Origin of the sequence: Reinekea thalattae (assembly GCF_008041945.1) — a bacterium.
Lineage (GTDB): Bacteria > Pseudomonadota > Gammaproteobacteria > Pseudomonadales > Natronospirillaceae > Reinekea > Reinekea thalattae.
Genome location: NZ_VKAD01000001.1, coordinates 1,412,674 through 1,431,410, shown reverse-complemented (window position 1 = coordinate 1,431,410; position 18,737 = coordinate 1,412,674). Strand labels below are relative to the sequence as shown.

Here is an 18,737-nt window from a genome sequence, read left to right as displayed (position 1 = left end):
ACAGACTGGCATTGTTTTATTTTCTGTGAGTTCCTATTTACCTCCTAATAAAAAGGTCAGCACTTGAAAAACGAATTATTTGAACAGCCAATTCCAAAGCTTGTTGTTAAAAAAATCTTACAGATGTCGCTTGGTATTTTAGCCATCCAGATGTTTGCCTTGGTCGATACCTGGTTTATTGCGTTTTTAGGAACCGAACCTCTGGCCGCCGTGTCGTTTACCTTTCCAGTTGTGTTTACAGTATCGAGTTTGAGTATTGGTTTGGCTATTGGCGTGGGTGCTAGCGTTGGTCGCCTATTGGGGCAAGGCGAGATCTTAAAGGCTCAGCGATTCACAACAGACAGTTTAATTTTGGCGACTTTTTTAGTGGCTGTTCTATCTGCTTTTGGCATTTTATTTATGAATCCGCTCTTTACCGCAATGGGTTCTGGGCCAGAGATGTTGGTGTTGATTCGTGAGTACATGCTGGTTTGGTTTATAGGTATTCCATTCTTAGTATTACCTATGCAGGGTAACGCAGCGATTCGGGCCAGTGGCGATATTAAGACGCCGAGTAAGGTAATGTTTTTAGCCGGTTTGCTGAATGCTGGCTTAGATCCTATTTTCATATTTTGGTTAGATATGGGTATTCGTGGTGCCGCAATCGCGACGCTCGTTGCTTGGATGATTTCTTTTTGTGTCGCCTTTTACATGCTGCGCTATCGCTTAAAACTAATCACGTTTGAACAATTTAATTTTGAAACCTTGCTGAAAAACTGGCAGCAGCTGATGAAGATTGGTTTACCTGCTGCGCTTACTCAAATGCTTAGCCCGATTACCGCAGGTATTATTATTTCTATGCTTTCAGCCTATGGTGTTGCAAGTGTTGCAGCATTCGGTGTAGGTGTGCGTATTGAAGCTATCTTATTAATTTTTGTGATGGCGACAGGCGGTATTTTACCAACAATTCTCGGCCAAAATTATGGTGCAAAAAATTACCAACGCTCGGCAGAAGCTATCCGCTTTATTTTAACTCGTGTCACGCTGCTGTATTTATTATTGTATTTTGTCGTGTTTATCTTTGCCCGCCCGATAAGCCGTATATTCACCAGCGACCCAGATGTTATTGAATTAGCAGTGCTCTATTTACGAATTATTCCATTAAGTTATTGCGGCATGGCTGCGACGATGATTTTGGCGCAAATCTATAACACCTTGCATCGTTCAATGACGTCGCTAGTAATCACGCTATTGCGAATTTCTGTATTTGTTATACCGATGACTTGGTTCGGTGCTCGTGTAGCGCAAACGCTTGGCGTGTATGTTGGCTTAGCATCAGCGCAATTAATATCGGGTGTGATCTTTTTTGTCGTCACGTTGAGACTTGCCAATAAAATTTCTCAACAAACAGTCAGTCCACTAGAGCAACAAGCGATGGAAACTGCTAAATAAGTTTTTCTAAATAAGTGTTTGCTAACTAGCCTTTTGTTACTGGCTTTCAGGTATCGATAAGGTTTGCAGAAACAGCAGCAGGTCGTTGGCTTGCTGCTCGGTTAGGTTGAGTGGCCTGAGTATGTTAACACCATCCGAATGTAGTCGCTCTTCATCAATATTTGAGTAATGCTGCACCACCTCTTGTAAACTTTTCAAACTACCATTGTGCATATAAGGCGCGGTATAAAGAGCACCTCGTAGCGATGGAATTTTAAATTCGCCCCAGTTTTTATGCTGAAGTTGCACATGACCAATGCTTAAGGTGTTGCTCTCTATGTCTGCTTTTTCGGCCGCGTCGTTGTATTGGCTCAATAGGTTATAGGGTGAGTCCATCACCGTTTTAATTCCCTGATAGCGGCCAGAGTCGACACCATTTCTAGTAAAATAAGGCACGGCCGCATCGGCGAATTCCTTGCTGCTAAAATTAGCCCCTAAATGACACAGCTGGCAGTTGCCTTCATTAATAAACAGTTTTAAACCTCGCTTAGCTGGCTCTGGGTAACGCGCCATTGCCGTTTGGTTATTTACCACCACGGCGTCTCTAAATTGGTCAAATTGGGTGCGAGGCGAGATTAAGGTTTCTTGGTAGGCTGCCAAGGCTTTACTAACATTGATCATCACCGTATCGGAGTCGTCATCGTTTGGCGCGGTTTTAAAGATGTCACTATAGAGTTGTCGGTAGTCCGTATTATTTAGAATGCGTTCCTTAACGATATCAGCAGAGCTGGCCATCTCTTGCTCCGATGTTAGTGGCCGTATCGAATGCGACCACAGAGAATCCGATTCGCCGCCCCAGCCAAACCATCGGTTGCCAGCAATGTTCATTAACGACTGCGTATTACGTTCTAACTCTACAGCACCTTGGGCTAATGCAAGGCCGTCGGTAAAGTACTTATCTGCTTGGTGGCAGCTGGCGCAGGCGAGATCGTTATTTTTAGAAAGTAGCGTATCAAAAAAAAGAGTTCGACCAAATTCGCGCGCGAGTGAGTTACCAGAAACGCGATTGCTGCTATCACTTTCAAATTTAGGCGGCCAAGGGCCAAAGGATGAAATGACAGAAAGCTCCTGCTCGGAAAATACAATGGCTTCGGCAGCGCTAATCGATGCAGAATAAAACATCAGTGTGCTGGCTAATGCAGTCATTGCGATGCTTGTTGCAGGCCGGTGTTTTTGCTTCGATGAGCAACGCAGAGTGCAGGCAGTCGCAGCAATAATATTCATCGTTTACAGCTGTTGGTCCGCTAGGAATTGTTCTTTGCGTTGCTCGATAAATACATCGAATACCATTTGCCAGTGCCCAGCCATATGGAATAGCAAACCATCGACTTGGTACTCACCCTGACCCAGAGAAGTCACTGCCGGGCGGTAATTCATCCCATGTCGATGGGCTGGCATGGTCGCATCAACGCGTAACGTGGCGTCGCTGACCGGCGTGTCGTTTTCGCAGATCAGCACCTGCAAACTAAAGTGTTGATCAACAGCCAAGGCCGACTCGCTAACCTGATAGCCGAGAGTAAGCTTATTGGTTCCACTAGGGCTTGCTAGATTGTACTGACTAAAATCGCAAGCTAGAGCGTGTCCAGTCGCAAAGGCTGTCATCAAAAAGGTGGCGCTCAAAATGGATAATTTCATAGTGGGTACCTGCTCAGTCGAACGATTTATCAACAGCTTTTAGTAGATCTTCTGCATTACGATAGGCGATGTTCTCTGCCAATTCTGATGGCAAACTAGCCAGCCACTGACGCGACCAATCGGCGTGTTCTTTAACGTAATACCAACGTTCTGGAGCAAAGGTATCGGTGCCAAGCATAAAGCGTTCTGGGTAATCACTGAACAGCGCTAGCCACTCAGCATCAACCTTGTCACCATAGGCGTGCTCACTGCGATAGGCCAAGTCGGACCACAAATTAGGGTAGGCTTCGAGCATGGCGCGGATCTCATCAGGCTGGTCAAAGCCAGAATGCGCCCACAGTACAATCGCCTCTGGGTAGTGTTTAAAGATGCGCTGTACCGCATCGGCGTCGGAATGCGCATGTAAGAACATCTGGTGCTTTTCTGCCAGTGTCAGTACCGACTGAAATACTGGCAGTTCAACCTGATCACCAAAGACATGAAACTCACCGATACCGGCGTAAATATTTTTTTCGAGTAACTCTGAAAGCATGCCAGGAACTGACTCGTCAAATAACCAAGAATAGGTTTCACCGCGTTTACGGTAGGGTCTGAGTACCGGCACGATTAGATCCGGCGCTTCTTGGTAGAGCATCTGGGTACCCTGGTCGCTAGAGCTGGAAACAAAGGCTTTCTTTAAACCTGAATCTCTTAAAATTTCAACAGCCTTAGGCGGCGGAAATTTTTGCCATGCGTCGTGGCTGTAATGAATGTGAGAGTCGATGACGATGAGTTCGTCTGCTTGGCTGTTAACACTATAGCCAAATGCTATTGCTGCGAGTGTGAAGGTAAACAGTGTTCGCATCTTATCTCCTAGCCACCTGTGATGGTGAGTGCTTATAGGTTCTTTATTTAGAGGTTCTTTATTGAGCCCCTTCATATAGTCGAGGCTCTTTAAATAAAGGCTCTTTCAATAGAAAGTGTTGAGTTTTATTAGAGTGGGTAAAACAGGCCAATATATCTATCGTACTTATGGTCAAGCAACGGCTTTGGATCACCCTGTGTTCCATCAAAGACCTAATTTTAACTAGAAGGTTCTTGCCCTTAGTGCTGTCGCTGCCGTTATAGCGTTTGGATGAGTTGGTGTTTGGATTAGCTGTTACTTGGTTTTTGGATTAATAGTTCTTTGGTCGTTGCGATAACCGATTGCGTTAATGCTTTCATCACCGAGCCCGCCGATTGCCAGCAGTGCCAGTAAAGCGCGATATCAATGGTGTGCTCTGGCGATACATCGACTAATTGGTGCTCTAAACCCCATTGCTGAACTTGCATTTCGGGCATCAGGCCAAAACCACAACCTTCTTTAATGAGCTGGATAAAGCCTTCGGTTGATGGGCAGCGGTGAGTATTTGTCGGATCTGGTTGGTTCAGTAATTTGAGGTAGCGGTGTTGCAGTTGATCATCCTCATTAAAAATCAGTGCCGGAGTTTGGTATAGGTTTTCAGGGGATTCGTCGAGTCGAAAGCGTTTTACAAAATCGGCGCTGGCGTAAGCACGGTAGCGCATAATGCCGAGCTTAAAATGTTGAGCACCGTGAATCGGGGTGTCATCGGCACACAGGCTTGCCAATACTTGACCGCGGCGCATCAGCTCAATCCCCATATCCTGATCGACAGTAATCAGCTCAGCATTAATTCGCTCGGAAACAGGCGCCAGTGCTTGACCAAACCAGGTGCCAAGGCAGTCTGCCGCTAGAGCGATACGTGCATTGATTTGTTCGTGTTGTGCAGAAGAGAGCTGCAGGTCAGCTTCTAAATGCTGCACCGTTTGCAGATGATTAATCAGCTGTAAGCCTAAGTCAGTCGCCATAGGCGGGGTTTGCCGCAGCAAAACAGGTTGGCCTAATTTGCTTTCTAGCTGCTTTATGCGCTGGCTGACCGCAGATTGGGTGATATGCAGTTGCTGGGCTGCCTTTTCAAAGCCTTTTTCAGCAACGACAGCGGCCAGTGCCTGTAGCTCACGGTAATCAATCATAAGTTTTACTAATCAATAGCAAGAATTATTAATTAGATTACATTGCGGCGCAGCGCTAAGCTAGTGTCATTGTTGATCACAAGAGATTGAGGCGAGGTTGTCGGGTGCAGGTTTTTTGGGTTGGTTTTTCAGTTTCGTTTGGCTTGATTGTGGCTATTGGTGCGCAAAACGCTTGGGTTTTGGGGATGAGTATTCGTAGGCATTATCCTTGGCTGTTGGCTACGGTTTGTGCGCTGATCGATTCGTTTTTGATGGCGACAGGTACGTTGTTTTTTCATCACCTGCAACAATGGCTGCCTAATGTCGTGCCTTGGTTTACTGGCTTAGGTATTGTTTTGTTGTTGTGGTTAGCGTTTTCGGCGGCACTTCGAGTGTGGCGTGGTAACTCAGGTTTAGAAGCATCGCAGACAGAATCTATTAGTTGGCAAAAAGCCTTAGCGACGGTGTTGCTGATCTCATTATTGAATCCACATGTTTATCTGGATACGGTAATTCTAGTTGGAAGTCTTGCCTCGGCGTCGAGTTCGCCTTGGCTGTTTTGGAGTGGTGCGGCCAGTGCATCGACGGTTTGGTTTTTTAGTTTGGCAGCAGCAGGAAAGCCATTGAAAAATTTTTTGAAGTCGCCAATTCGCTGGCGATTATTCGATGGTTTAATTTGCGTCGTTATGTGTTGGGCAGCGTTAGGTTTATGGCTGGGTCTGTAACTGAGTTGGGGAATTTATTTGCAGAGTAAAGCACCGCTAAGCGGTGCTTTATCGTGGCTGTTTTTATTCAGCTGATTGCTCGATTGCTTTTGTCGAGTTGATGGCGATTTTTTTCGGCTTCATCGCTTCTGGTACTTCTTTCACTAAGTCGATTTGCAGTATGCCGTGTTCCAAACGTGCGCCTAAAACTTCAACGTAATCGGCCAGTTGGAATTTACGTTCAAAGGAACGATAGGCAATACCTTGGTATAAAAAGTTTTGCTTTTCTGGTTGCTTATCTTTTTTACCGCGAACTTGTAATACGCCGTTTTCAGACTGAATATCTATTTCACTTTCTAAAAACCCAGCCACTGCAATGGTGATGCTGTATTGGTTCTCGCCAGTCACTTCGATGTCGTACGGCGGGTAGTTAGTGTTGCTGCTTTGTGTTTGATGAGCTGCATCTAAGATTTGTGCAATTCGATCAAAGCCAACAGTGGTACGGTAAAGGGGTGAAAAATCAAATGCATTTCGCATAGCCTAATCTCCTATTGAGCAAAAGGTAATGGTTTCACTATTAACCTAAGTTACAGAGTGATCCCGTTAAGTTTATGTAGCCTGCTTAGCAGCGCTACAACCTATTTATAGGGGTGGCTGATACTCTTTTAAAGGGGATGTTCAATATTTTTTTTAATTTTTTTATAGCCAGTAATTATTTTTTTAGTACTTTCATTAATTACCTTGGCTGCCTGGTAATAGGTTAAAATTTTATTTAAGTGTGCAATATGCTCAGCATTGTTTTTTTGCCAACACTGGCCAAATAAATAATCGTCAGTCTGTTGCATTTTTTTTGAGTTTTGAACAGCATTTAATTGAACAGTAATGATTTCGTAAGTGCGATTTTTTTCTGTGACAGTCTGTTCGTTTAACAGATAAACCCCTTGCTGACATAAAAACTGTCTAACATAAAAATTTTTTGTCGCCGGAGAAATAATAAAATGGCAGCTCTGTGCCAATGGCTGCTGGAACAGTTCGGTTAATATTTCAATGCATTGCTCCGCTCCAACGCCCGCCAAAACTACAGTGCTTTCGGCCTGTTGGATTTTTAGGTTTTGTGCCGGCTCTATACTCAATTGATAGTTGCTAGCGTTAAGCGACAGTAACTTTTGTGACAGCTGATCAATAATATTGGCACGTACATCATTAAAAATAACCGAGCAATGAGGTCGGGTTTCTAAAATGGCGCGGCCCAATGCGCCATGGTCGCAGCACAGATCAATCACTTCGCGGCTATGCTCTGGTATTTGCTGGAATAGCGCCATTAGGCGTTTGCCCATTTTGGTTTTTAGGACATCGTCTTTCATATATTTATCGTCAACTGGCTATGCTGGTTGGTCTGGTTTCAGGTAAAGTGTCGTTTTATTTCGTGTTCTGGTGAAAAAATGCAAGGTACAGAATCAGAAAAGCAAGCTGCAGCGGCGCAAAAGCCAAAGCAGGCGGGCTTTTTCAGCAATTTGCTGTTTAATATCCTCATTCCGGTATTCATTCTATCAAAGTTCAGTGGTGAAAACGCCTTAGGTCCAGCATGGGGCGTGGCAGTCGCATTAGCCTTCCCAATTGGCTACGGCCTGTGGGAAATGCGTTTAACCGGCAAAGTGAACGGCTTTTCCGTGTTGGGTGTGGTTAGCGTAGTGCTAACCGGTGGCATTAGCTTGCTACAGCTTGACCCGCAATATATCGCGATAAAAGAGGCCGCTATTCCCGGCATTATTGGTCTTGCCGTTATCATTAGCCAAAAAACAAAACGCTCATTAGTTAAACTAATGGTGTTTAACGACAAGATTATCCAGATCGATAAGGTTGACCAAGCGCTGCAACAGCAGGGCACGGTAAAAGCCTTCGAACAAAGTATGACAACGGTAACTTACCTCGTCGCCTCGTCGTTCTTTTTATCGTCATTGCTTAATTATCTGTTGGCTAAAATCGTTCTACAAAGTCCGCCGGGCACAACAGAGTTTGCCGAAGAGTTGGGTAAGATGACGGCATTGAGCTACCCAGTAATCGTCATTCCGAGTATGGTCGTGCTCATGGGTGCACTGTGGTTTTTATTCAAACGCTTGGCCAAACTGACGCAATTGCCGTTAGAAGAGCTACTGGTTGATAACGCTAAAAAATAGCCTCAAAGCGCTCTTATCGCGCTAATTCGAGCCAATATAATGCAAAGCCAGCAAGGGAGGCCCTGTTGGCTTTTTTTATGGTTTCAAAAAAATTCAAGTTTCTAGTTTTATGAATATTTAAATCATTGTTCAAAAAAAGATTAAGAACCTAGTCATTCTGGCGATAACACTATTGGTAGTTTAAAAATCGAACACCTATCCAATTAGGTTAAAGATAGCTCACTGATAATCAAAAGGGATGATGTAATGAAAACGATGAACGAGTACTTACGCTCATTTAGGAGTGTGATCGGTATTATTTTATTAAGTTTTTTAGTGTCGGCATGTAATGTTGACGTGAATGTTGGTGACAATGAGACCACTATTATTTATGAGAGTGAAGAATCGGAGTCTGGCGATGAAGTAGACGACGGTTCAGAAGACGGTTCAGAAGACGGTTCAGAAGACGGTTCAGAAGACGGTTCAGAAGACGGTTCAGAAGACGGTTCAGAAGACGGTTCAGAAGACGGTTCAGAAGACGGTTCAGAAGACGGTTCCGATGCAATCGATCCTCCAACTTCTGCAGCAGAACCAACGCTGACTATCCAAGAGATTAAGACCTTTAGCTTTACTTGGACGGACGTTGTAGATGCAACCTACTATCAGCTATTAGAAAACGCAGATGGAAACTCAGGCTACACACAAGTGGGCGAAGATATTCCAGCCGGTACAGGGGAGTACGATCACTATGTACCGTTGTATGAGCGTACCAATGCTAGTTATGTTTTATCTGCTTGTAATGACCATGGCTGTGTTGATAGCTCAGTTGTTACTGTTACGGATAATATTAATGACGCTATTGGTTATTTTAAAGCGAGCAATTCGGAGGAGACTATTCAATTTGGTAGGGCAGTGAGCTTAAGTAATGATGGCATTACCTTGGCGGTTGGGGCTCCTTTTGAGTCTGCTGATGATGTTTCAAAGTCAGGTGCTGTATACATATTCCGTCTTTCAAGTAGCAATATATGGACTCAAGAGGCGTACCTTAAGGCAAGTGATGGAGAAACATTAGATTATTTTGGGATGACAGTCAGTTTAAGTAACGATGGTGGTAGGCTAGCTGTTGGTGCTAGTGGTTATGATGGTGAAGCTAACGAGTTGAGTAATTCAGGAGCTGCCTACCTATTTACTCGTTACTATGGAACTTGGACTGAAGAAGATATCGTCACGGCCAGTAATGCAAGTTCGCAAGATAATTTTGGTGATGCACTTAGCTTAAGTGGCGATGGGGATACGTTAGCAGTTGGGGTGAAAGCTGAAGATAGTATTACAACAGGTATTAATGGTGATGGATCTGACGACACTCTTGCGAACGCAGGTGCAGCTTATGTTTATATTCGCTCTGGTACTAGTTGGGCTGAACAAGCATATATAAAGCCGAGCGATATGGGTAATTATACCACTAACTTCGGTTGTTCAATTAGCATAAGTGACGATGGTGATACTCTGGCTATTGGCGCTTATACTTATGATGGTTATGAGTATGAAGGTGATGCTAAGTTAAATCTTGGTGCAGTGTATACATTCACTCGGTCTGCCTCAAATTGGAACCAGAAATATAGATTAATGGCCCCAGAGCCAGAGCTTGATGATTTCTTTGGTTATAAAGTCAGCCTAAGTGGTAATGGTTTGATGCTCGCTGTTTCTGCAAACGGCGATGATAGTAATGCTTCTGGTCTCAATGGCGATAGCTCTAATAATGATCTGAGCTCTTCCGGCGCTGTTTATGTATATCTGTATCTTGGCTCTGATTGGCTGAAGCAGGCCTATATTAAGTCAAGTAATCCAGATGAAAATGATAATTTTGGCTATTCTATTGATCTGAGTAATGATGGCTCTCGCTTAGCAGTAACTTCACTTTATGAAGATAGTAATGCGATTGGAATAGATGGCGATCAAACAGATAACAGTGCGTTAACCTCAGGAGCTGTTTCTGTTTATGTTTGGGATGATGATACAGGGACGTGGGGTGAAACGAGTTACTACTTAAAGGCTAGTAATACGGAAGCATTTGATTATTTTGGATATACTGGATTAAGTATTTCTGATGAAGGGTCATTAGCGGCTGGGGCGATTTCAGAGGATAGTGCCGCATCCGGTATTGGCGGAGATCAAACAAATAATGATGCCAGTTATTCGGGTGCAGTTTACCTTTATTAATTTGATAACTAATTACCTAACTAAATTATTAAAATTTAAAGCCAACAGTTTCGTCTGTTGGCTTTTTTGTTTTTGGTCTGTGCGCTAAGTGCGTTAAATAAAAAACAGCAGACACAAAAAAGGGCCTTTCGGCCCTTTTATTTGTTCATTGCTTTTTTAAAACTTTTAGCAATCACTACTCGTCGATAAAGCTACGTAAGTGATCAGAGCGTGAAGGGTGGCGAAGTTTGCGTAGTGCTTTGGCTTCGATCTGACGAATACGCTCACGCGTTACGTCAAACTGTTTGCCGACTTCTTCTAACGTGTGGTCGGTATTCATGTTGATACCAAAACGCATACGCAGTACTTTTGCTTCACGGGCGGTTAGGCCAGCAAGTACTTCTTTGGTGGCGTCACGCAAACCAGTGGAGGTTGCTGAATGAATCGGCAGTTCCATGGTGTTGTCTTCGATAAAGTCGCCCAGTGAGCTGTCTTCGTCGTCGCCAATCGGTGTTTCTAGTGAGATTGGTTCTTTCGAAATTTTCAGTACTTTGCGGATTTTATCTTCCGGCATGTCCATACGTTCGGCCAATTCTTCTGGCGTTGGTTCACGACCCATTTCTTGAAGCATCTGTCGCGAAATACGGTTCAGCTTGTTAATGGTTTCGATCATGTGCACCGGAATACGAATAGTACGTGCTTGGTCGGCAATAGAGCGAGTAATCGCCTGACGAATCCACCAGGTGGCGTAAGTCGAGAACTTATAGCCACGGCGGTATTCGAATTTATCTACGGCTTTCATCAAGCCGATGTTGCCTTCTTGGATAAGATCTAAGAATTGCAAACCACGGTTGGTGTATTTTTTCGCAATAGAGATTACCAAACGTAAGTTGGCCTCAACCATTTCTTTTTTAGCTCGGCGAGCACGCGCTTCACCAATAGAAATACGACGGTGAATGTCTTTTACTTCGGCGAGCGTTAGGCCAGATGCTTTTTGGATGTTACGCAACTTACGCTGTGCTCGACGCAATTCCACTTCGTGGCGGAAGGCTTCGTCAGCATAGGCTGGGTCTTCTAAAATAGTATTCAGCCATTCGTCTTCTGTTTCATGGCCAACGAACAGGTCGATAAAGGCTTTGCGTGGCATTTTTAGGGTGCGCACGCAAATAGCGATTACTTTACGCTCTTGTTCGCGAATTTCAGCAACGGTTTCTTTAATTGGGTTGATCGAATCATCAAAGGCTTTAGGTGTTAGCTTAAAGCAAGAGAAGGTTTCACCCATGTCAGAAAGAGCAATGTTCGATTCTTTGCTGTAACGACCCTGTTGCTCAATTGTTTTCAACGCTATTTGCAGCTGTTCTTTAAGAAGCGTGAAGCGCTCACGAGCCAATTCTGGATCTGGACCGTTGTCGACTTCTTCCTCTTCAGCGTCGTCGTCTTCTTCAACTTCGGCATCGTCAGTTTCGGTTGGGATCGCATCTGGCGAGTCTGCCGCCGGTAATGGATCTTCTTCGTCTGGGTCTTGGAAGCTGGTTAGAATATCTGAAAGACGGCCGCCTTCTTCTTCAAGCGTACCTTCATAGGCTTTGATGATGTCTTCAATAACGCCAGGGTAGAACGCCATGGCTTGCATGACTTCACGCGTACCTTCTTCGATACGTTTGGCAATGACAATTTCGCCTTCACGAGTCAATAGCTCAACCGTGCCCATTTCACGCATATACATGCGCACAGGGTCAGTAGTGCGGCCAGTGTCAGATTCGACAGCAGCAAGCGCGGCGGCGGCTTCTTCGGTGGCGTCGTCATCGGTATTTTGGTCACTATCGGCAAGCAATAGCTGATCAGCATCGGGCGCTTGTTCGAACACTTCGATGCCGATGTCGTTAATCATTGCGATGATGTCTTCGACCTGATCCGGTGAATTGATCTCTTCTGGAAGGTGGTCGTTTACTTCTGCAAAGGTCAAGTAGCCTTGCTCTTTACCTTTGGCAATCAGTTCTTTGAGCCTGGACTGACGCTGGGATTTTTCAGCCATAGATAACCTGTAAATTCTAAAAGGGTTAATGGTGCACGCAAATGGCCGGGCATTGTACAGGAAATCGACATATTAGCCAATTTAGACGGCTGCTCATGCGGTTTTCCGGCGCTTTAATCCTGCTTATTTCGGTGCGTGTTCGTATTGCGCTTTATTGTCTTTGGCGCAAAATTACTGTTTTTAAACGTTATTTTCGTTTACAACGCTACAGTTTGGCGTCATTTCCGTTTTTTTTGTGCGAGCAGCTCACGGTATCGCTGCTTTTCAGTATCCGTTAACGACGGATCTAAGGTTCTAACCCGCTCTGCGAGTTTTTCATATTCTTGATCAGGTGCCTTATGAATAAGGCCAGATATCAGTTTTTCAAGTTCTAACTTGGCAAACTCCTTCTCATCTCTTTGCTGTTCGTTGTGCGCTTCGAGCCAGAGATAGTCAGACTCGGCAATTGGTGACAAGGCTGCCCGTAGGTTGTGCTGGCATAGGTAGTCGAATGCCGAATAAAGGTCTTTTTTCGGTGCGCTGAGCAGTAATTCAACAACTCGTACTAATAATTGGTTATCGGCGTTTTCGGGCAATAACTTGAGTGATTCGACATCAATATTCAAGACTAGTTCAGGGTAGCGTATTAACCAAGCCAGTGTTCTGTGCACCATGCCAATACGCACACCTAACCGGTTGTTGGTGTGACGCTGAGCAGGTTGTTGCTGTTCGGGGCTGTAATGTTGCGTGCTGGTTTCGCCGTGATACGGATAGGCTGGCGCGACATTCGATGGGTTGCTTTCTGGCTCTGGTGGTGGTGCGATATCGGGTTTTTCTACACGATAATTTTCGATTATCTGTTCGCTGCTTAGCCCGATTAGATCGGATAGCTGTTTGTAGAGCAGCTGTTTAAAAATACCTTCGGGCGCTTTTTCGATCCAGCCGCGTGCGAGACTGGCTAATTTAGCGCGGCCATCCAAGCGTGAAATATCGGCTTGAGTTTGTAGGTGCTGGAATAAAAAGTCAGAGCAGCTCTGTGCCTGCTTAACGCGGTGCATAAAACCATCGAAACCTTCTTGCTGCACGATGGTGTCTGGGTCTTCACCTTCGGGTAAAAACAAAAAACGCACCTGATAGCCGTCTTTAATTTCTGAAAGGCAGTTCGCCAGCGCGCGTTCGGCAGCTCGCCGACCAGCATTATCGCCATCGAAGCAGAACACTAATTCTTGGGTGTGTTTAAACAGCTTTTGAATGTGGGTGGTCGAAGTCGCCGTGCCCAGTGTCGCTACCGCGTTACGAACCTTATGCTGCGCTAATGCAACGACATCCATATAGCCTTCAACGATAATGATGTTGTCGAAGTCTTTTAGCGCCTTGCGGGCTTCATAAAGGCCGTAAAGCTCAGAGCCTTTGTGGAAAATAGGTGTTTCTGGGCTGTTTAGGTATTTGGGTTTTTCATCTGCGGACATCACCCGTCCACCAAACGCGATGACGCGGCCTTTGATGTCTCGAATGGGGAACATCAAGCGGTTACGAAAGCGATCGTAAGTGCGGCCTTGTTCGTTTTGTGTCAGCATGCCGGTGGTGAGCAGTTCTTGGTTGGTCTTGTCGCTGCGGTAATGTTGGATTAGGTTGTCCCAACCAGCGGGCGCAAAGCCAATGCCAAAGGTGCGTACTGTTTCTTCGGTCAGCCCACGAGACAAAATATACTGCTGCACCTGTTGTGCGTTCGGGTGCTGATAAAGTTGGTGAGTAAAGTAGTCGGCACAGCTACCCATTAGATCGTGTAACGTTCTGCGTTGCTGTTGTCGCTGCTGAGATTCTCGGCTGACTTCTTCGCGAGGCACATCTTGGCCTGCCATGCGAGCCAGTTCTTCAATGGCTTCGACAAAAGAGAGGTTCTCGTATTCCTGTAAAAACTTAACCGCTGTACCGCTGGCGCCGCAGCCAAAGCAATAATAAAACTGTTTGTTAGCATTGACGGAGAACGAGGGGGAGTTTTCTTGGTGGAATGGGCAGCAGGCCCAGTGATCTTTGCCTTTCTTTTTAAGGTCGATACGATTCCCGATGACTTCAATAATGTCAGTGCGATCGAGCAGTTGCTCAATAAAGTCATTGGGAATTAAACCGGCCATACAGTCTCTCTAAATAGATACGTGCCAGAAAAGGGCTTGTTTGATATAAAAAATGTTACTGGGTGAAAGCGATACTTGCTGTAAAAGGGTACTGATAACTTAAAGCAGTACTTATATATTAAAACAATGCTCAATGTCGCAAAGCAGTGCTCATTATCGTAAAAAAATGATTCAGTATCGTAAAAGTACTTAGTTCAGTTGAGCTTTAATCAGCTTGCTGATATCTGCCATATCGGCTCGCCCTTGAGCCTTGGGCTTGATGATGCCCATTACTTTGCCCATGTCAGCCATCGATTTGGCCTCTGCTTGAGCAATTGCTTCTGCAACTAAAGCTTCTATTTCTGCTTCAGTCAACGCCGCCGGAAGAAAAGTGGATATCACCTCCAGTTCATATCGTTCGATCGCGGCAAGATCTTCGCGTCCAGCTTCCTCATATTGAGCAAGGGAATCGCGTCGTTGTTTAGTCATTTTGTCCAAAACGGCCAAAACACGGGTGTCGTCTAACTCGATACGTTCATCAACTTCAATGCGTTTGAGCTCTGCCAAAATCATGCGAATCGTGCCGAGACGCTGTTTTTCTTTGGCGCGCATCGCCTCTTTCATATTTTGAGTAAGGAGTTGCTTGAGCTCAGACATATCGTTAACCCACGTATTCTAGTGATTATCTTTAATGGATAATCTTAGTAAAGACGATTCATGCGCTTGTTTTCACGAGACAGCTTTTTAGCATGACGCTTAACTGCTGCTGCTTGCGCACGTTTACGAACCCAAGTTGGCTTTTCATAGTGCTCACGACGACGTACTTCAGAAAGTACACCTGCTTTTTCGCAAGAACGCTTGAAACGACGCAGTGCTACGTCAAATGGCTCGTTATCTTTTACTTTAACGTGTGGCATTTACTATTCCTAAAATTAAGTGAGTGTATCGAAATCAAAAGCAGGGCTCAGATTTCGAGGCGCGTAATTGTACTGATGCCGATGGCGACTGGCAAGTCTTGGTTGCAGCTTTTTATAAAAACTACAATGGCGATGCGATCTAGCGGCATGGCGCTTTAAACGCTAAACTACGCGCCTTTTTTGAATAGCTAATTAGATTCTGACATGCGTGTATTGGGTATAGAAAGTTCTTGCGATGAAACCGGCGTCGCCATTTATGACAGCGAGCAAGGGTTAATGGCTCATCAGCTGTACAGTCAGGTAAAGATGCATGCCGAATTTGGCGGCGTTGTGCCTGAGCTGGCATCGCGTGACCACATCCGCAAATTAACCCCCATGATTCGGTCGGTATTTACTGAAGCAGGCTTGAGTATGGGTGAAGTCGATGCGGTGGCTTATACCGCAGGCCCAGGCTTGGTCGGTGCGTTAATGGTCGGTGCGGCACTAGGTCGCTCATTAGCCGTGGGTTGGAATATCCCAGCGATTGGTGTGCATCATATGGAAGGCCATTTGTTAGCGCCGATGCTCGAAGACGAACCACCCGAATATCCTTTTGTGGCGCTGTTAGTCAGTGGTGGTCATACCATGTTGGTTGATGTTAGTGCGCCGGGCTGTTACCAAATTTTAGGTGAAACACTTGATGACGCCGCCGGTGAAGCGTTCGATAAAACCGCAAAAATGATGGGTTTGCCTTATCCCGGTGGGCCTTTATTAAGCCAGCTCGCTGAGCAAGGCCGTGCTGGGGTATTTGAGTTCCCAAGGCCGATGGTTGATCGCCCCGGTATGGATTTTAGTTTTTCTGGCCTTAAAACGGCAGTGCGAGTAGAAATTGCTCGACAAGCTGTTGATGAACAGGTGCCGGAGCAAACTCAGGCTGATATTGCCCATGCATTCCAGCAAGCGGTGATCGATACCTTGGCGATTAAGTGCCGTCGTGCGCTGCGTGAAACGGGCCATAAAACCTTAGTGGTTGCCGGTGGCGTCAGTGCGAATAAGTCGCTGCGAGAGCAACTGCAACAGATGGTAAAAAAAGAGCGAGCGCAGGTATTTTATGCGCGGCCAGAGTTTTGTACCGATAACGGTGCCATGATCGCTTACGCCGGTTGGGTGCGCTTGCAAGCAGGCCATCAGTCGCCGCTAGCCATTAACATTAAGGCCCGTTGGCCGCTGGATGAATTGGAGCCAATGAATGTCTGATGTGGTTTATATTAAAGCATTGGAAGTGGAATCACTGATCGGTGTTTACGATTTTGAGCGTCATGCTAAGCAGCCGTTGTTGCTCGATTTAGAAATCGATTTCGATTGCGCTCCGGCCGGTAAAACCGATGACCTTACGCTTGCACTGGATTACGACCAGCTCTCTCAACGCGTTCGTGCTTGGTGTTCGGAACAGCGTTTTGAACTGATCGAAACCTTAGCCGAAGGTTTGTGTACGTTACTGCATCAAGAGTTTGCCATTTCTCGGTTGGTGTTAACGATTAATAAACCGATGGCAATAAAAGGCTGTGCAGCCGTCGGTATTAAAATTGAGCGCAGTTTTGTTTGATGAATCAAATCGAAATCCTCGCCTTTGAATCTAAACGCGTTGCCTTGAGTTTGGGCAGTAATATGCGTCGCTATTTTCACCTCAATGCTGGGCTCAATGCTTTGCGGGCTGAATTTGGCGCGCTGCATTGTTCGCCTGTCTATGAGTCTGCTGCGGTTGGTTTCGATGGCAGCCCGTTCTTAAATATGGCCGTGGTGATTGAAACCGATTTGTCTCTGCCTGAGTTAATTCACATCCTTAAAGCTATTGAAGATGCTAATGGCCGTGATCGAAGTGGGCCCAAGTTTAGCCCGCGCACATTGGATATCGATGTGGTGACTTACGGTGATGAATGCGGTGTGATTGACGGCATTGAATTACCAAGGCCAGAGCTGTTTTTTAATGCTTTTGTAACCAAGCCGCTGGCGGATTTGATCCCTCAGCAGCAGGTGCCGGGGCGGCAACAAAGCTTTGCTGAACTATGGCACAACGAAGGCAACCGAAGCCAAGCACTGCATCGAGTTGAGTTTCAGTTTACCGACTTAGAGCAGCCAGCCTGATTTAAAAAGCTTATAAGCTGCCTAATTTCAATCGCTACGAATGTAAGCCGGTTTCAACTAAGACTTGCGCCTGCTTATCCAGCAATGACGACTGCCCCTTGATGTCGTCCAGCTCCCAAACTTCGAGCCGGTCACCATTATGTAGGGTGATGTCACGCGCTAAGTTCGCCTCAACTCTATTGTTGACCTCTTTGAATTGTAACAACGGCTCGGATATTAGAATCTGGTTGCGCGGTTGTAGTGCCCGAATCTGTGCTAGTTGCGCTTCGGCGTCGCCAGCAACAACCGGCAAGGGTAAGCCATGTTTTAATGTTTGGCTGACAAAAGCAGGGCCGGTACTGACAGCGATGCCAAATTCTGGCGCTTTCGCTTTTAATGATTGAGCGATTTTTTGATGCGCCAGTTCAATCACTTTCGCCGCGTAAAGAGCATTAACGGCGTACTGTTCATCAGAATCGGCTAAGCCAAAAGCGAGTGTTAAGCCATTGGCTAGAATGACACCGTCGTACAGTTCGCCAACCTGAATCAACATGCTTTCGTAACGCTGCCAGATGTGCTGAAGCTGGTTAGCGTCGTAGCTGCGAATCAGCTGTTCCCAGTTTTGGCATTCAACCGATACCAAGGCAACATTTAAATAGCGGCTGTCATCGCCTAATGAAATCTGTTCAATCAACCGGTCGGTGGTCACAAAGGGGTTATTTTGCAAGTAGCGAATTACTTCGCCTTGCTGATTTAAAGGGTCGTTTAATTGTTGAAACAGCTGCTTGAGTTGTTGCTCTGGAGAGCCTGTTAATTGTTTTGCCAGCTTCGGCAGTAACGCGTGAAGGTTGCCAGAAAGTTGTTGCCACTGGCCCTGTTGTCGCTGGTGGTTAGAATAAATAAACAAACCAAAGCCTAGAATAATCAGGCTATTAAATAGTGCAGCGCTGTAAGCGGCACGTTGCTTCCAGCGCATTAGAAAATCGTGGCTGAGTAAAATTTCGGCATAGCCTAGCCGTTCATGGCTGAACTCAATTGGTTTTTGGAAGCCGATACCGGTCTGATCGGTTGGTTTTTCTTTCGAGCTTAACGTATCTGCTGTTGCTTGATCGGCCTTTGGTTCGAAGGTCACCGATGCCAAAATAACGTTTTCTCGTTCACTAACGCGGTTTAGTAAAGCGCTTAAAGCGACACGGTTATTGTTATGCAGAATCGGCGTTGCCTGAAACGCGAGGTCGTTGACCAGTGCTTCACCCTGTTGATTAAAGGTGCTCGCTAGATTTTCGGTGACTGGCTTATACCAAACCGAATAGAGCATTAGGTTGACGAGCAGCAGCATGCTCAGAGCCAATAGCACGAGCGGTTGAGTGATCCAGTTTATATGTTTCATGAGGGTAGAATAAATCAGCCTAGGCGATACAATGACTTTAATA

At 45.6% G+C, this 18,737-nt stretch carries 18 protein-coding genes; 7 read left to right on the top strand and 11 right to left on the bottom strand.

Features of this window, described 5'->3' with window-relative positions:
• Window positions 1-63: 63 nt before the first annotated feature.
• Window positions 64-1,431 carry an MATE family efflux transporter gene (locus tag FME95_RS06565; protein ID WP_147713591.1) on the top strand — a complete coding sequence of 456 codons (1,368 nt, stop codon included), beginning with the start codon at window positions 64-66 and terminating at the stop codon, window positions 1,429-1,431.
• Window positions 1,432-1,467: 36 nt separating this feature from the next.
• Here the strand turns inward: FME95_RS06565 and FME95_RS06560 are convergent, their stop codons facing one another.
• The 4 genes from FME95_RS06560 to FME95_RS06545 all read right to left on the bottom strand — a co-directional run bounded on the left by FME95_RS06560 (window position 1,468) and on the right by FME95_RS06545 (window position 5,118).
• Window positions 1,468-2,694, bottom strand: coding sequence for a cytochrome-c peroxidase (locus FME95_RS06560; protein WP_147713590.1), 1,227 nt, complete (start codon window positions 2,692-2,694; stop codon window positions 1,468-1,470).
• 3 nt (window positions 2,695-2,697) lie between these two features.
• On the bottom strand, window positions 2,698-3,105 hold the full coding sequence (locus FME95_RS06555; RefSeq protein WP_147713589.1) for a FixH family protein: 408 nt from the start codon (window positions 3,103-3,105) through the stop codon (window positions 2,698-2,700).
• Window positions 3,106-3,118: 13 nt separating this feature from the next.
• Window positions 3,119-3,949, bottom strand: coding sequence for an amidohydrolase family protein (locus FME95_RS06550; RefSeq protein WP_147713588.1), 831 nt, complete (start codon window positions 3,947-3,949; stop codon window positions 3,119-3,121).
• Window positions 3,950-4,236: 287 nt separating this feature from the next.
• Window positions 4,237-5,118 (bottom strand): ArgP/LysG family DNA-binding transcriptional regulator, encoded by an 882-nt coding sequence (locus tag FME95_RS06545; RefSeq protein ID WP_147713587.1) that lies wholly within the window; start codon window positions 5,116-5,118, stop codon window positions 4,237-4,239.
• Window positions 5,119-5,222: 104 nt separating this feature from the next.
• Between FME95_RS06545 and FME95_RS06540 the strand changes: the two genes are divergently transcribed.
• On the top strand, window positions 5,223-5,822 hold the full coding sequence (locus FME95_RS06540) for a LysE/ArgO family amino acid transporter (RefSeq protein ID WP_147713586.1): 600 nt from the start codon (window positions 5,223-5,225) through the stop codon (window positions 5,820-5,822).
• A gap of 63 nt (window positions 5,823-5,885) precedes the next feature.
• Here the strand turns inward: FME95_RS06540 and FME95_RS06535 are convergent, their stop codons facing one another.
• Together FME95_RS06535 and FME95_RS06530 are read right to left on the bottom strand one after the other, a co-directional pair.
• Entirely contained in the window at window positions 5,886-6,338 is a 453-nt protein-coding gene (locus tag FME95_RS06535; protein WP_147713585.1) for an Hsp20 family protein, read from the bottom strand.
• A gap of 128 nt (window positions 6,339-6,466) precedes the next feature.
• Window positions 6,467-7,165: a tRNA (adenine(22)-N(1))-methyltransferase TrmK gene (locus FME95_RS06530; protein WP_147713584.1), complete on the bottom strand. Its 699-nt coding sequence runs from the start codon at window positions 7,163-7,165 to the stop codon at window positions 6,467-6,469.
• A gap of 78 nt (window positions 7,166-7,243) precedes the next feature.
• On the opposite strand from FME95_RS06530, the gene FME95_RS06525 reads away from it, so the two are divergent.
• Window positions 7,244-7,978, top strand: a complete 735-nt coding sequence (locus tag FME95_RS06525) for a VC0807 family protein (RefSeq protein WP_147713583.1) — start codon at window positions 7,244-7,246, stop codon at window positions 7,976-7,978.
• 246 nt (window positions 7,979-8,224) lie between these two features.
• Window positions 8,225-10,177 (top strand): integrin, encoded by a 1,953-nt coding sequence (locus FME95_RS06520; protein ID WP_147713582.1) that lies wholly within the window; start codon window positions 8,225-8,227, stop codon window positions 10,175-10,177.
• Between the two features lie 175 nt (window positions 10,178-10,352).
• Here the strand turns inward: FME95_RS06520 and rpoD are convergent, their stop codons facing one another.
• The 4 genes from rpoD to rpsU all read right to left on the bottom strand — a co-directional run bounded on the left by rpoD (window position 10,353) and on the right by rpsU (window position 15,201).
• Window positions 10,353-12,191 carry an RNA polymerase sigma factor RpoD gene (gene rpoD, locus FME95_RS06515; protein WP_147713581.1) on the bottom strand — a complete coding sequence of 613 codons (1,839 nt, stop codon included), beginning with the start codon at window positions 12,189-12,191 and terminating at the stop codon, window positions 10,353-10,355.
• 218 nt (window positions 12,192-12,409) lie between these two features.
• Entirely contained in the window at window positions 12,410-14,305 is a 1,896-nt protein-coding gene (gene dnaG / locus FME95_RS06510) for a DNA primase (protein WP_147713580.1), read from the bottom strand.
• A 189-nt stretch (window positions 14,306-14,494) separates the two neighbouring features.
• Window positions 14,495-14,941 (bottom strand): GatB/YqeY domain-containing protein, encoded by a 447-nt coding sequence (locus FME95_RS06505; RefSeq protein ID WP_147713579.1) that lies wholly within the window; start codon window positions 14,939-14,941, stop codon window positions 14,495-14,497.
• Between the two features lie 44 nt (window positions 14,942-14,985).
• Window positions 14,986-15,201, bottom strand: coding sequence for a 30S ribosomal protein S21 (gene rpsU / locus FME95_RS06500; RefSeq protein WP_132699645.1), 216 nt, complete (start codon window positions 15,199-15,201; stop codon window positions 14,986-14,988).
• Window positions 15,202-15,405: 204 nt separating this feature from the next.
• Here rpsU and tsaD point away from each other — a divergent pair, with 204 nt between their 5' ends.
• From tsaD to folK, 3 genes are read left to right on the top strand one after another with little or no spacing between them, the layout of a single operon-like run.
• A complete protein-coding gene (gene tsaD, locus FME95_RS06495; protein WP_147713578.1) occupies window positions 15,406-16,437 on the top strand; it encodes a tRNA (adenosine(37)-N6)-threonylcarbamoyltransferase complex transferase subunit TsaD in 1,032 nt (343 codons plus the stop codon).
• Window positions 16,430-16,786, top strand: coding sequence for a dihydroneopterin aldolase (gene folB / locus FME95_RS06490; RefSeq protein WP_147713577.1), 357 nt, complete (start codon window positions 16,430-16,432; stop codon window positions 16,784-16,786). The genes tsaD and folB overlap by 8 nt, the downstream gene beginning before the upstream one ends.
• Window positions 16,786-17,325: a 2-amino-4-hydroxy-6-hydroxymethyldihydropteridine diphosphokinase gene (gene folK, locus FME95_RS06485; RefSeq protein ID WP_147713576.1), complete on the top strand. Its 540-nt coding sequence runs from the start codon at window positions 16,786-16,788 to the stop codon at window positions 17,323-17,325. Before folB ends, folK begins: the two co-directional genes overlap by 1 nt.
• Window positions 17,326-17,359: 34 nt before the next feature.
• Here the strand turns inward: folK and FME95_RS06480 are convergent, their stop codons facing one another.
• Window positions 17,360-18,643, bottom strand: coding sequence for a hypothetical protein (locus FME95_RS06480; protein ID WP_147713575.1), 1,284 nt, complete (start codon window positions 18,641-18,643; stop codon window positions 17,360-17,362).
• Between the last annotated feature and the right edge of the window lie 94 nt (window positions 18,644-18,737).